Annotated in this window: 11 protein-coding genes; 3 read left to right on the top strand and 8 right to left on the bottom strand. The window is 47.7% G+C overall.

Going from position 1 to position 13,050, the window contains the following annotated elements; genetic code table 11:
- Window positions 1-12: 12 nt before the first annotated feature.
- The 7 genes from malP to CTN_RS07070 form a co-directional block, all read right to left on the bottom strand.
- Entirely contained in the window at window positions 13-2,484 is a 2,472-nt protein-coding gene (gene malP / locus CTN_RS07040; RefSeq protein WP_015919877.1) for a maltodextrin phosphorylase, read from the bottom strand.
- Between the two features lie 132 nt (window positions 2,485-2,616).
- Complete coding sequence (locus CTN_RS07045; protein WP_015919878.1) at window positions 2,617-3,183, bottom strand: hypothetical protein; 567 nt, start codon at window positions 3,181-3,183, stop codon at window positions 2,617-2,619.
- Entirely contained in the window at window positions 3,180-4,304 is a 1,125-nt protein-coding gene (gene hemW / locus CTN_RS07050) for a radical SAM family heme chaperone HemW (protein ID WP_015919879.1), read from the bottom strand. Before hemW ends, CTN_RS07045 begins: the two co-directional genes overlap by 4 nt.
- Window positions 4,301-5,149: a thiamine pyrophosphate-dependent enzyme gene (locus tag CTN_RS07055; RefSeq protein ID WP_015919880.1), complete on the bottom strand. Its 849-nt coding sequence runs from the start codon at window positions 5,147-5,149 to the stop codon at window positions 4,301-4,303. Before CTN_RS07055 ends, hemW begins: the two co-directional genes overlap by 4 nt.
- Window positions 5,150-6,826, bottom strand: a complete 1,677-nt coding sequence (locus CTN_RS07060; RefSeq protein ID WP_015919881.1) for a 2-oxoacid:acceptor oxidoreductase subunit alpha — start codon at window positions 6,824-6,826, stop codon at window positions 5,150-5,152.
- Window positions 6,823-8,286, bottom strand: a complete 1,464-nt coding sequence (locus CTN_RS07065) for a sensor domain-containing diguanylate cyclase (protein WP_015919882.1) — start codon at window positions 8,284-8,286, stop codon at window positions 6,823-6,825. Before CTN_RS07065 ends, CTN_RS07060 begins: the two co-directional genes overlap by 4 nt.
- A gap of 9 nt (window positions 8,287-8,295) precedes the next feature.
- Window positions 8,296-8,976, bottom strand: a complete 681-nt coding sequence (locus tag CTN_RS07070; protein WP_015919883.1) for a metal-dependent hydrolase — start codon at window positions 8,974-8,976, stop codon at window positions 8,296-8,298.
- Window positions 8,977-9,175: 199 nt separating this feature from the next.
- On the opposite strand from CTN_RS07070, the gene mgtE reads away from it, so the two are divergent.
- From mgtE to CTN_RS07085, 3 genes are read left to right on the top strand one after another with little or no spacing between them, the layout of a single operon-like run.
- The gene (mgtE, locus tag CTN_RS07075; RefSeq protein WP_038067818.1) at window positions 9,176-10,516 is read left to right on the top strand and encodes a magnesium transporter; all 1,341 of its coding nucleotides are present in this window, start codon (window positions 9,176-9,178) and stop codon (window positions 10,514-10,516) included.
- A gap of 12 nt (window positions 10,517-10,528) precedes the next feature.
- Complete coding sequence (locus tag CTN_RS07080; RefSeq protein ID WP_015919885.1) at window positions 10,529-11,449, top strand: alpha/beta hydrolase; 921 nt, start codon at window positions 10,529-10,531, stop codon at window positions 11,447-11,449.
- A gap of 6 nt (window positions 11,450-11,455) precedes the next feature.
- Window positions 11,456-12,406, top strand: a complete 951-nt coding sequence (locus CTN_RS07085; RefSeq protein WP_015919886.1) for an alpha/beta hydrolase — start codon at window positions 11,456-11,458, stop codon at window positions 12,404-12,406.
- Here CTN_RS07085 and CTN_RS07090 read toward each other — a convergent pair.
- Window positions 12,320-13,042 (bottom strand): arginase family protein, encoded by a 723-nt coding sequence (locus CTN_RS07090; RefSeq protein WP_038067821.1) that lies wholly within the window; start codon window positions 13,040-13,042, stop codon window positions 12,320-12,322. The genes CTN_RS07085 and CTN_RS07090 overlap by 87 nt on opposite strands.
- Window positions 13,043-13,050: the final 8 nt, after the last annotated feature.

The raw sequence follows: 13,050 nt of genomic DNA on the forward strand, positions 1-13,050 counted from the left end.
GGGCAGAGCCCCTCACCCGAGAACCTTTTTCCACACCACAGGTATCTCCGGCAAGAATCTGGTGGGAAGTTTCGGATGATAAGGTAGCACCCTCACCGCGTAGAACCATCCCGGAGAGCCAAGATGACCGAGGGCACCGTTGACATAACTGTAGATGAACAGATCCCCTTCCCTTCTGTGCTTTCTTATCTGTATCACCTTCCAGATCTCCAGATCTTCCATGCTTTCTCCTCTTCCAATCAAAAGTTCAACCAGTACATCATCAGGTGAAAGGTCTCCCAGTTTCACCGTCACCTCAACACTCCTTGTGTCCTCAAGGACGATTCTTTCTATGGAAACGCTGCTCCAGTTTCTGAGGATCCTTTCCTTCCATGCACCAAACCTTTCGGCGTTTTCTTTTCTTTCAAGCCATTCTTTGTTCACAAGTCCCTTTATGTAGAACTTCTCCGTGTATTCTTTGAGCATTCTGGTGGTGCTGAATCTTGGAGCAACACTCTTTATGCTCTCTTTCATCATGAAGATCCACTTTTCTTTGTTTTCGTAGTAGGTTGGGATGATTTCGTTTTCGAGGAGATCGTAGAGTGCTTCTGCGTCCCTGGGATCGTCCACTTCCGTCTCTGGAAGAACGCTTTCATCGCCTATGACCCAGCCGTTTCTGCCGTTGTACCCTTCAACCCACCATCCATCGTAAACACTCGCGTTAAGAACTCCGTTGGCTGCTGCCTTCATTCCGCTTGTTCCACTTGCTTCCATGGGTCTTCTCGGGTTGTTCAGCCACACATCCACTCCCGACACCATGAGCCGTGCCATTCCAATGTCGTAGTTTTCCAGTACGATGATCCTGTTTTTGAACTCAGGCATCTGCGAGACTTCGTAGATGCGTTTCAAAAATTCCTTCCCCGCATCGTCCCTTGGATGGGCCTTCCCCGCATAGACCACGTAAACGGGTCTTTCTGGATCGTTGAGGATCTTCTTGAGTCTCTCCAGATCGCTGAGCAGGAGAACTGCCCTCTTGTAAGTGGCAAACCTTCTTGCAAAACCTATGATGAGCGAATTTTCATCGATGTTCGGCACATCTTCGTCGATTCCCAGTCTCTCGTTTCTTCTTCTTACCGATTCTTTTATGTACTCGATGAATCTCTTCTTTGCCCTCAGGTGAGCCTGCCAGAGTTCTTCATCTGGAATCCTGTCAACACCGTACCAGATACCCTCAAGGTCGGTGTGATCTCTCCATACCCTTCCGAGATATCTGTCGTACAGTTTTCTCATCTCACGGTTGATCCAGGTTCCCATGTGAACGCCGTTCGTTATCCCTTCGATCGGTATTTCCTCCACGGGAACACCCTGCCACACGTTTTTGAACATCCTTCTGGAAACTTCCGCATGCAGTTTGCTCACGCCGTTTATGAAAGAGGACGTTCTCAGGGCAAGATACGTCATGTTGAAACTGCCTGTTTCATCTTTCCCAAGATCCATGAGAAGATTTCTCTTTTCGAATCCTTCGAAGAATTTCGAAAGTTTCTTTTCCACGAGGTCAAAGGGAAATCTGTCGTGTCCAGCGGGAACGGGTGTGTGGGTTGTAAACACACTCGTCTGTCTCACGATCTCAAGGGCCTCTGTGAAGGAATATCCTTCTTCCATGTAGTTCTTTATCCTTTCGAGGGAAGAGAACGCCGGATGTCCTTCGTTCAGATGGATGACTCCTGGTTTCAGGTTCAGAGCCCTGAGAAGCTTCATTCCCCCAATTCCGAGGAGTATCTCCTGGGAGACCCTCACATCGGGTTCCGGGTTGTAAAGGTAGTTGCAGATCTTTCTGTATCGTTCCTCGTTTTCCTCGATGTCCGGATCGAGCAGGTACAGACTCACCCTTCCTACCTTCACTTCAAAAACACGTGCCTTCACCACGGTACTGTCGAGAGGAACCTCCACGATCACCTGGTTTCCCTTTTCATCCTTCAGGGGCTTCATGGGTAAGTCCTCTGGGTTGTAATCAGGGAAAATCTCTATCTGTTTTCCATCTCTGTCGATCTGCTGGGTGAAATATCCATGTTTGTAGAGAAGTCCGATCGCTATGAGAGGAAGTCCAAGATCGCTTGCGGATTTGAGATGGTCTCCCGCGAGGATTCCAAGACCACCGGAGTAGATCGGAAGGGCTTTGGTCAAACCGTACTCCATACACATGTAGACGATCTTCTCGTCCCATTCGGGGTAGTTCACGTTGAACCAGGTGTCTTCTTTCTCCATGTAATCCTTGAACCTTTCAATGGTGAGTTCGTAGAGGGATATGAAATCATCATCTTTTGAAAGTTCTTCGAGCCTTTCATCAGAAACTTCTTTCAGTATTTTAACGGGGTTTCTGTGTTCCTCCCAGCCTTCCGGATCTATCTTTCTCCAGAGTCTCTGAGCGGGCCTAGACCAGCTCCACCAGAGGTTGTAGGCGAGTTCTTCCAGATGCTCCAGATTCTCCGGGAGTTTCTTCAGCACAGTTTCTCCTCCTCTCAGAGAAGTTTCTTTCAGAAGTATTCTACGTTGATTATAAGAATGGTGTCAATTAAAAAATATTCTTGTAAAAAAATGGAAGAAAAACTTTAAGCCAGGCAGGAGAAATGGTGGGATTCAAAACCCTGCCACTTCGTAGAACTTGTAAGCTATCTCGTGTGTTCTTTTCTTCAACTCTTCAAAGTTTCCGTGGAATATCTTCCAGAGGATCTTCGTCGTGTACATGAGTGAGAACTTCGAAAGCATGTTTCTGAGTTCTTCTGCGTTTTCACCTGGCACCTTCACCATGATGGTCTCGAGCCATTCTTCGTAGAGTCCGATGGAAAGGCTCTTCGACTCGTCTATGAGAGAGTTCATGGAGGAGACAAGGTCGTAGAGATGGAAATACCTGGCAAGTTGAAATATGAGATTTTTGTCCACATCCCAGTTCAGTTCGGCTGGAACGGGCTCGTAGTACGAGAAGAAGATGGTACCGTTTGGAAAATCCGCCGAGGAGATCTCGAGTTCCCTTTCCATGAAGGCCTTGCTGTCGTAGTAACTCATCATGAAAACGGGGACTTTCTTCATCAGAATTTTCAGATCTTCCGGGTGAACCTTCGCACTTCCGATCTTCATGTTGAGATTGAGTGAGATCTTCCTTGGTTTGACGAAGAAGTCGAGCCCTTTGTGGATTATGTGTGTCATTTTTCAGCCTCCCTGTACCATTCGATCAGATCTTCGAAGATCTTTTTCGACAGGTCCATACCCTCCTCGCTCAAAAAAATTTTACCATCTTTCACCTTCACATAACAAGCATACTCTTTTTGTAACTTCTCCACCAGAAACATGAGCCTTTCCACACGTTTCAGTTCTACCCCTTCTTTCGTTCTGAGTCCCATGAAGAGGATCTCCAGTGCTTCCTCTTCCTCCGTGTTTTTGTGCTGATAATCGTATGGGAAGGTCTTTTCCTTCACCATTTTTGCGTACATGGAAAGGTCGGAAACGTTGGTGTATCGGAATCTTCCAAGGTGGCCACCTGCAGAGGGACCAAAACCCAGATAGTCATGATTTCTCCAGTAAAATAGATTGTGCCTTGATTCTCTTTCCGGTCTGGCAAAGTTCGAGATTTCGTATCTTTCAAAACCTCTGGACTTCAAAAATTCGACGAACACATCGTGCCTTCTTTCCACTTCATCAGAGTCTGGCAGTGTCAGAAGATTCTTCTTTAAAAGGCTGTATAGCGGGGTGTTTTCATCCACTTCGAGGAAGTAAAGGGACACGTGCTGCGGGGTGAACTCTTCAAGAAAATGAAGGTTTTTCTCCAGTGTTTCATCTGTTTCACCGGGAAGGCCGAGTATGAAATCGAAATTGACGTTGTCGAATTCCGCCAGAACGAGTTCCGCTTTTTCCTTGAGCATCTTCTCATCGTACAGACGGCCACACTTTTTCAGCACTCCATCGTCACAGGACTGAACGCCCAGGCTGATTCTGTTTATACCCATCTTTCTGTAAGATCTCAGTTTTTCCCGGTCAACGGACTCCGGATTGACCTCGATCGTTGTCTCAAGCGGTGAAAACTTCTTTGAGACCTCTTTCAGTTTCTCTAAAATCTTCTCCAGAAAAGAAGGGGGAACAAGGGAAGGTGTTCCCCCACCGAAGTACACCGTCTCTATCTCACTTTCTTTCAGTACATCCCTGTAGAGTTCTATCTCTTCAAAGACGAGAGACAGATACTCTTCAAAATCTTCGGAGGCAACGGAGTAGAAATCACAGTACACGCACTTTTTCTTGCAGAAGGGTATGTGAACGTACACTGCCAGTTTCATGATTTTTTGCTTTCGATCAGTTCCTTCAATTTCTCAAAGTTCACCTCGTACTCGTAGAGTGGTGTTCTATCTCCCTTTCTTGCGAGTTCTTCGAAGGTCTCTTTGTTTTTGTTCACGTAGAAGATTCCGAGGGGAAGTTTTTCTGTTTCTGTGGCCCTTTTGAAGGCAAGTTCTCTGTCTGTAGGATCGTGATCTTTCAGATAGTACGTGTTCTCCCTGTACCACTCGTAGGTGTTCAGTTTGTTGAAGGTAACGCAGGGCTGAAGGATGTCCACCAGAGCGTATCCTTTGTGCTTCATCGCCTCTTTCAGAATCTCCTTTGTGAATTCCACGTCTCCTATGAAGGTTCGTGCAACGAAAGAGGCATCCAGGGCTATGGCCACCGCTATGGGGTTGAACGGTTCCAGAATCACACCGTCCACCTGAACGGGTGTTCTGAATCCCTTCAAACTGGTTGGTGAAGCCTGGCCCTTGGTGAGACCATAAACCTGGTTGTTGTGTACGATGTTCACGATATCCGGGTTTCTTCTTATCGTGTGGATGAAGTGGTTTCCACCTTCACCGTACATACATCCGTCTCCGCTTTCTGCGATCACAAGAAGATCCGGGTTTGCCGTCTTTATCGCAGTTGCCACAGGAAGGGCCCTTCCATGAAGACCGTTGAACATGTGGACTCCCACGTACTGTGGCATCTTCGCCGCCTGACCTATTCCGGAGACTATGACCACTTTTCTCGGATCAACGTTCAGTTCCTCCAGTGCCTTCATCAACGCCGTTCTTATTCCGAAGTTTCCACATCCCGGGCACCATGCGATGTCCCTGCTGATGTATTCATCGAGTCTCATTCACATCACCTCCAGAATCTTCTCTTTCAGTTCTTCCACGGTGAACTGGAGTCCACTGTATTTCAGGATTCTGTCCTTTATGTGAAAACCCGTCACCTGTCTGATCAGGTTCGCGAACTGTCCGGTTGCGTTACCCTCTATCGCGACAACCTTCTCCGCCCTTTCCATGTGTTCCACAGCGGACTCATCGAGCGGCCAGACCTGGGAGAAATGAAGGAGTGCCACACCGCTCATGTCCTCAATTGCCTCCCTTATGGGTTCCAGTGTTGATCCCCATGCAACCAGAAGAACCCTGTAGTTTTCGTCTCCAATCAGTTTTGGCCTGACGATGTCTTTTTTCAACGTCTTTCCTTTTCTGAGTCTTTTGTCCACCATCCTCACGCGGGTGTCGAAATCCTCCGTGATGTGGCCGAACTCATCGTGTTCGTCGCTGTCCACTCTCACGAGTCCTTCACCGTAGCCCGGAACTCCCCGTGGAGAGATACCGTCTTCGGTTATAGCATACCTGACGTAATCCCTGGTGGTCTTCACGATGTGTTTTTCAACCTTCAGTTCTTTCAGATCGAACCCGGGGAGATTGTAGAACGAATCCACCAGATACTGATCGGTCAGGATGAAAACAGGTACCTGATACCTATCCGCAACGTTGAACGCTCTCTGGGTGAGGTAGAACGCCTCTTCTATGTTGCCGGGAGCGTATATGATCCGCGGGAATTCTCCATGGCCCGCATAGAGGGCAAGGTTCAGATCAGCCTGTTCGGTCCTTGTGGGAAGACCTGTGGCAGGGCCGGGGCGTTGCGCAAGGTGTATCACGGCAGGAGACTCTACCATCCCTGCAAGACTGAGTGCCTCTTCCATGAGTGCAAAGCCGCCTCCTGAAGTGGTGACAAGTCCCCGGACACCGGCGTACCATGCCCCAACGATCATGTTCATGGCAGCGATCTCGTCTTCCGCCTGTTCCACCACGATTCCAAAGTCGTTCTTGTGCTGGGCAAGAAAGACCAGAACCGACGTGGAAGGAGACATGGGATAGGAGGAGACGAAGTTACATCCTCCCGCTATGGCTCCAAGCCCCACCGCTTCCGCTCCGTTCAGAAGAACCTCATCTTTTATCGAAGGATCTTTTTCAACATCGAAACCGATCTTCTCTGAGAATTCCTGTCCTCTTCTGTACCCTTCCATCGCTGCCCGGATGTTGTCCTTCACTACTTCTTCTCCTTTTTCTCTGAACTGCGCTGTGATCTGCTCTTCGATGGCAGATTTTTCCGCTCCAAGGAGTCCAGAGAGAAAACCTATTGCCACAGAGTTTGCGTATATCCTGTTTCCGATCTGTTTTGCTATTTCCAGGAACGGAACCGCGATCTTCTCACCTTTTTCTTCTTTTATGAACTCCTCCTCTCCGACTATCAGGGTCTTTTCTGTGATGCGGTTTTTCAGTCTTTCTGTGGCACCCTTTCCAAGAGGGACGAGGATATCTATTCTGTCGACGAAGGCTCGCACCCTTTCGGAAGAGACCCTGATCTCTGTGGTGTTGTTTCCTCCCCTCACACGGGACATGTACTCTTTGGTGGCGAACACGTGAAATCCAGAGTTCTTCAGAATTCGGGTGAGAACGTGTTCAACCGTCTGAATGCCCTGCCCTGCTTCGCCACTGAGCACTATGCTAACATCCTTCATCCTTCCACACCTCTCTTTTTGAACTTGTTTTTGTACAGAAGATCATCGGCCTTCCCAAGAGCTCTCTCTATGGGTACAAAACCGTCTATCTCCTCGTATCCAAAAGAAAAACTGAGTTCAAAGGGAAGATCGAGCCTCTTCAAATTCTCCTTCAACCGTTCCAGAATGCTGTGAACGTTTTCTTTGCTGCTTTCTGTGAGAACGAGGAGGAACTCGTCGCCTCCGTACCTGAAGACAAGATCTGATTCTCGAATCGTGTCCTTCAGGGTTTTCACGAACTCTTTGAGAGCCCTGTCTCCCATGAGGTGGCCGTAGGTGTCGTTTATCATCTTGAGGCCATCCACATCCAGTATCACCAGAACGGACTTTTTCTGGTTTCGTCTGAGCCACGCCATGTGGGAGAAGATCCACTCGTTGAAGTAATGTCTTGTGTAAGCATCGGTTAATGGATCTCTCATTGCCATCTCCCGGTATTTTTTGTGAAGCTGGTACTCTTTGAAATACAGATAGATCACTTCGGAGAAGGTGTTGAGAACACCAAAAATGAAGGGTGGAATTTTCGTTTTTGAGGCAAACACGAGACGATAGAGCGGCAAACCTTCTCCCTTCAGCTGAATGGAAATGTAGTGAGTGTTGTCTATCTGGAACTCTTCTATCTTTTCTGTAATCTCTTTGTATTCAAAAACGTTTTCTTTCAAACCGATGGAAAAAACAACCGTGTCTCCTTTGAAAACAGCACCTCCTGAGAAAACCTCGCTTGCTTCTATCATCTTTTGAAGTGATTCTTTCAGGAAGTCCTCGACAGAGATCTGTTTTCTGAAAAGAAGCAAAAGTGTCAGGATCGTGCCCATGATCTTTTGAAAACGGTGTTCCTTTTCCAGGGATCTTTTCAAAAGAAGGTAGGTGCTTGCGAGGTTTCCAAGGAGTTTGAGGGCCTTCTTCGAAAGATCAGAAAACTGGCTGTGTGGGGAATCGAGGGCGATGTTTCCGAGGAATTCGTCTCCGGCAAACAAACCGACAACAAGACTCTTTCTCGTTCCCCGAAGAGTTCTTTCAAAGAACTTCCACATGTCGTCTGGAAGAAGATCTTTATCGTATTCCAGAAAGTTCACTTCGACAGGTTCCTTTCCAGCGCGAAACAGGCATCTTGAGGGAAACCTTTTTCCGTAGAGATCCACTGTGTGTCCCTTCGAGGCAACGAAGATCCAGTCCCCTTCATCTGTGATACGTGATACGCTCCCCTTGGTCGTTTCTGGTACCACAGACATGGCGATGTCGAGTATCACCTGAAAGAAAGCTTCCTCTGGCATTTCTGGATCGAGTTTTGACAGACCTTCCACGATGGCGTTGAATCTCTTTTCAAGTTGTGAGTAGTTTCTTGTTCGCTTTGCCGTGAAAAAGAAAAGAAAAATGGAAAAGGCAAGCACAGCAAGAGAAGAAAAAAACAGCACGTACACCATACCAGCTCCTCACAGCTCCAGCGACTCACCAGGTTCCAGAATCACGCACTCAACACCCATTTCCTCCACTTTCTTCTTGAAGAGTTCCACGTCGGCAAAGATGATCTCCCATGTTCCATAGTGCATGGGAACGACCTTCCTGGGGCTTATCATCGAAACTGCTCTTATGGCATCTTCCACGTCCATGACGAAGTTTCCACCGATCGGAAGGAAAGCCACGTCCACGTTTTCTTCCTTTAGAAGTTCCATATCTTTTGTCAGGCCCGTGTCCCCGGCGTGGTATATTTTCTTCCCCTCGAGCGTGATGAGAAATCCACCGGGATTTCCTCCGTAGATGATGTTTTCTCCATCGAGAATACCAGATCCATGAACAGCGGGTGTCATCTTCACCCTTCCAAAGTCGAACAGATAACTTCCTCCGATGTGCATGGCATGTGTTTTCACACCCTTTTTTCCAAGATACTGACAGATCTCGTAGTTTGAGATCACGATGGCATCGTTTTTCTTCGCTATCTCCACGGCATCTCCGAGATGGTCACCATGTCCGTGGGTCACTAGAATGTAGTCTATCTTCGGAAGGTCTTCCAGCTTCACAGGACACGCTGGATTTCCCGTTATGAAGGGATCGATGATGAGGTTTTTCTTTCCTTCCACAAGTACGGCGGCGTGCCCAAGGAACGTGATCTTCATGATACCACCCCCTATTTCAGATTATACTCTTTTTTGAAATTAACCTTCGAGAGGAAGACAGGGAAGTTTTTCTTTTCATTAACTGGATATTTTTTCCTGTGATGTTAGAATTGTTTTGCATGAACCCTTTCCGGGAGGTGATCTTCAGGTGGAAAGCACCAGTCTTCCTCCGTAGTGATGAGAACAAGGAGGTGTGAAGATGAAGGTAAGAGTGGAGATCGATCTTCAGGAACTGATCGAAAAAGGCGACTTCAAAACGTTGAAGAGGGTTCTGGAACAGCAAGATCCCGCCGACGTGAAAGAGATGATCGAAAAGCTCCCGCCCGATTTGAAGATTGTGATCTTCAGACTCCTTCCCAAAGATAAGGCAGCAGAAGTGTTCAGTGAACTCGAACCGGATGATCAGATGGAACTCATAAAGCTCTTCAGAGAGGAACGACTGAAGGAGATTTTTGAGTCGATGGATCCGGACGACAGGGTAGAACTGCTCGAAGAGATGCCAGCGAACGTAGTGAAGAAACTCCTGTCCTATCTTTCTCCTAAGGAAAGAGAAGAGATCCTCGCGATACTCAACTACCCGAAGGATTCCGCCGCAAGACTTGCCACCACGGAGTATGTGGAACTTTTCGAGGACATGACGGTACAGGAAGCTCTGGATAGGGTGAGGAGAGAAGGAAAGAGAAAAGAGAACATATACTCTCTCATGGTGATAGACAGAACAAGGAAGCTCAAAGGAACCGTTGAACTCAGAGACCTGATCATCGCCGAGCCGAATCAGAAAGTCTCAGAGATCATGGATAAGGACCCCGTGTTCGTTCATGCCACCGATGATCAGGAAATTGCAGCAGAACTCATGAAAAAATATGACCTGATCATGCTGCCGGTGGTAGACAGTGAAGAGAGATTGATAGGTGTGATCACCTTCGACGACATCGTAGACGTCATCGAGGAAGAGGCAACGGAAGATATCCAGAAGATGGCTTCAATGAGTGCCACCTACACGTCTTATTTTCACACTCCCATGTGGAAACTCATCCTCAAAAGATCCCCGTGGCTTGTTGTTCTGCTTCTGCTCGAGAGCGTGAACGGTAACATCATCTCAAGTTATGAAAAATTCCTCGCCTCAATACCGGTAATAGCGGCCTTCATTCCTACTATGATCGGTTCTGCCGGAAACACGGGTGCTCAGGTGTCGGCGCTCATGATAAGGGGTTTCACACTGAACGAGGTGACTGTGAAGGACTGGTGGAAGGTTTTGCTGAGAGAATCGCTGATCGGATCCACTCTGGGTCTGATCCTTGCAGGAGTACTTTACCTGAGAGCTTTTCTGATCTCTTCCGATCCCACGTTGAACTTTGCCGTTGCGACTGCCCTTCTTGTACTGATACTGTACGCAAATGTGATGGGGGCTCTTTTGCCGTTCATCGCCCGGGTTTTAAAGATAGATCCGGCCTTCATGGCAGGTCCCTTACTCACCACGATCGTCGATGTGACGGGTATAATGATATACTTCTACGTAGTTCATAGTTTCCTGACGTGAAGAGGGAAAACGATGATCAAACTGATGATCAAAACAGTCCTTTTGATATTCTCTTTTGTCGCACTCTTCTCAAATGCCCTCCTCGGGCTTTTCTTCTTTTTTCTTCTCTCACTGCCTCTGGTGAGGAACGCTTTACTTGGAAGGCTCCCTGTGAAACTCAAAAAGAGTGTCACAGGAAGGGTTTACACGTACGAGTACAAAGAAGGTCTGAAGATGGATATCTACTACCCATCCGTGAAGAGAAAAAGTTACCCTTTCGTTCTCTTTGCACACGGAGGTGGCTGGATCTCAGGTTACAGAAGACAACCCAACAACATCTCATGGTACAGATTTCTAAACGCGAACGGCTTTGCCGTGGCAACCTTCGACTACAGGTACGGTTATTTCCACTTCATCGAAGACATTCTGGAAGATCTGAAAAGCGCTATATCCTTTCTGAACGAAAACAAAGAGTACTTGATGATGAAGACGCTGAATCTCATGGGGCTTTCCGCTGGTGGGCATCTGGTTCTTTACCATGCCATGAGGGTATCGAAAGAGGGAAAGAAGGATTTCGACGGGCACGTGGTTGCATGGTACGCTCCGTGTGATCTTCTTGATCTCTGGAGTCTGGAGACGACATCCCTTTTTGCGAGGTTCTCCGTTGCAACGACCCTGAAGGGTCTCCCACTGAGAAAGCGAGAAGATTACGAATTCTACTCACCCGTTCACTGGGTGACACCGAAAGCGCCTCCCACCATGCTGGTCCACGGAATGAAAGACGAAGTTGTCCCCTACGTCTCTTCTGTTAAAATGTATAAAAAACTCAGGGAAAACGGTGTCACTACAAAACTGAGACTTCACCCGAAGGGAAAACACGGCTTCGAATTCGTCCTGAAGGATTCCCTGACCGTGAAGTTCCTTTATGAAACGGTTTCCTTTTTGAAGAGGTGAAAAAGAGTGTTTGACGACGTGAGAATACCTTCCGAATACTCACTGGGATACCTTTACAGAGGAAAAAAGATACGTGTTTCTATCTTAAAGTTCGATTCAACCTACTCCAGAGCAGAAAAAGGTACAGATCCCGTTGAGGTCTACATCTTCTCCCCAAAGAGGAAAAAGCAGGGCTCGGTGATGATACTTCAGGGCCTTGGCAGTCAGAACGTGCTCTATCTCATCTGGATGGCCCACTATCTTTCCAGAAAAGGAATAGAGGCGATTCTACCGGTCCTTCCAGGAAATTTCACGCGTGTTGCTGAAGGTTCTGTGAGTGGAAAGGATTACTTCTCCTCCGACCTGGACAGGATGAGCAGGTTCTGGGAACACGCCGTCGTGGATCTTCTGAGTCTTTTAGAGCTTTTGAAAGCAAAGAAGATGTTGCACGAGAAAAACTGTCTCTTTGGTTACTGTTTGGGTGGGATGATAGCCGTTTTGCTCAACGCCCTGAGCGGTGATTTCAAGAAGACGGTGATCATGATGGCAGGTGGAGACTTTGCCACACTGTTCTGGAAGTCTCCCACCCTGTCTTTTGTGAGACGGGAACTGCGGAGCGGAAAGGGAAAAGAGCATGGAATGACCGAAGAAAACGCATTCTTTGATCTTTACAGAAAAGATCTGGAAAAACTCAGCGGGTTTTCATCCGTTCAGGAGATGCTCTCTTCTGATATTCATCCCCTTTTGAAGATCGATCCCCTTGCCTACGCAAAGTTCGTGGATCCCTCCAGGATCGTTATGATGGAGGCCATGTTCGACAGGGCACTTCCAAAAAGCACAAGGGAAATTCTCTGGAAACATCTGGGAAAGCCAAAGAGAATAAAGGTTCCCTCAAGTCATGTAAGTTGGCTTCCTTTCCAGATGCTCGTTGCCCGGTACATAGTGAGACTGGTCAAGGAGCAGAGCGTGAAGAATTGAAAGATTCACCCTCTCACTCAACTCCAGCCGCCATACATCGACGGGATCGGGCTCTCCACAGATATCCGCTCCCAGGATCTTCCTTTTGGGGATGGATCGAAGAACGTTCAGAAGATCTTCAAGAGGGACGTTCCCTTTTTCCCACCCCGTCACTTCTATGTTCAGAACATCCTTGTCGATGCTCAGATACACCGGGTGCCTTCCAAGGAGTTTCAAAATTTTGTGTGGATCTGCTTCAGAGTAGAACACCCTGTGGATCTTTTCCTGTTCCTGAGTGCCGACAACCACCACCCTCACAAGATGTTTCAGTTTCAGGGCTTTTCTGATCCAGTTGTCGCAGGTGAGAAACTCTCCTTCTCTGGCATCGAGATGGCGGTCAAAGACGAGCAAGACAAAGGGCCTTTTTATTTTTTTGATGAGAAGATAGGTGAGATGATGGAACTCTCCGTCGCCAAGGAAGGTAATGTCAGGCCTTTCGGGAAGGATCCTCTCCACCTCTTTCATTTTCTCTGGAAGGATCATGTACCTGACACCGGTCATGTTCTCGAAGAAAACGTGTGTGGCAAGGCTTTTCAGAACGGTCTGGGCCTGGTACACTCCGTCGAAATCGAGTATATGAACCTGAGGAAGTGTCATAAAAACAC

This window comes from Thermotoga neapolitana DSM 4359, assembly GCF_000018945.1.
In the GTDB taxonomy this organism is placed as follows: Bacteria; Thermotogota; Thermotogae; order Thermotogales; family Thermotogaceae; genus Thermotoga; species Thermotoga neapolitana.

Coding starts and splice junctions, on each gene's coding strand:
- CTN_RS07045 (WP_015919878.1), bottom strand. CDS start 3,183: ATGACACACATAATCCACAAAGGGCTCGACTTCTTCGTCAAACCAAGG.
- hemW (WP_015919879.1), bottom strand. CDS start 4,304: ATGAAACTGGCAGTGTACGTTCACATACCCTTCTGCAAGAAAAAGTGC.
- CTN_RS07055 (WP_015919880.1), bottom strand. CDS start 5,149: ATGAGACTCGATGAATACATCAGCAGGGACATCGCATGGTGCCCGGGA.
- CTN_RS07060 (WP_015919881.1), bottom strand. CDS start 6,826: ATGAAGGATGTTAGCATAGTGCTCAGTGGCGAAGCAGGGCAGGGCATT.
- CTN_RS07065 (WP_015919882.1), bottom strand. CDS start 8,286: ATGGTGTACGTGCTGTTTTTTTCTTCTCTTGCTGTGCTTGCCTTTTCC.
- CTN_RS07070 (WP_015919883.1), bottom strand. CDS start 8,976: ATGAAGATCACGTTCCTTGGGCACGCCGCCGTACTTGTGGAAGGAAAG.
- mgtE (WP_038067818.1), top strand. CDS start 9,176: ATGAAGGTAAGAGTGGAGATCGATCTTCAGGAACTGATCGAAAAAGGC.
- CTN_RS07080 (WP_015919885.1), top strand. CDS start 10,529: ATGATCAAACTGATGATCAAAACAGTCCTTTTGATATTCTCTTTTGTC.
- CTN_RS07090 (WP_038067821.1), bottom strand. CDS start 13,042: ATGACACTTCCTCAGGTTCATATACTCGATTTCGACGGAGTGTACCAG.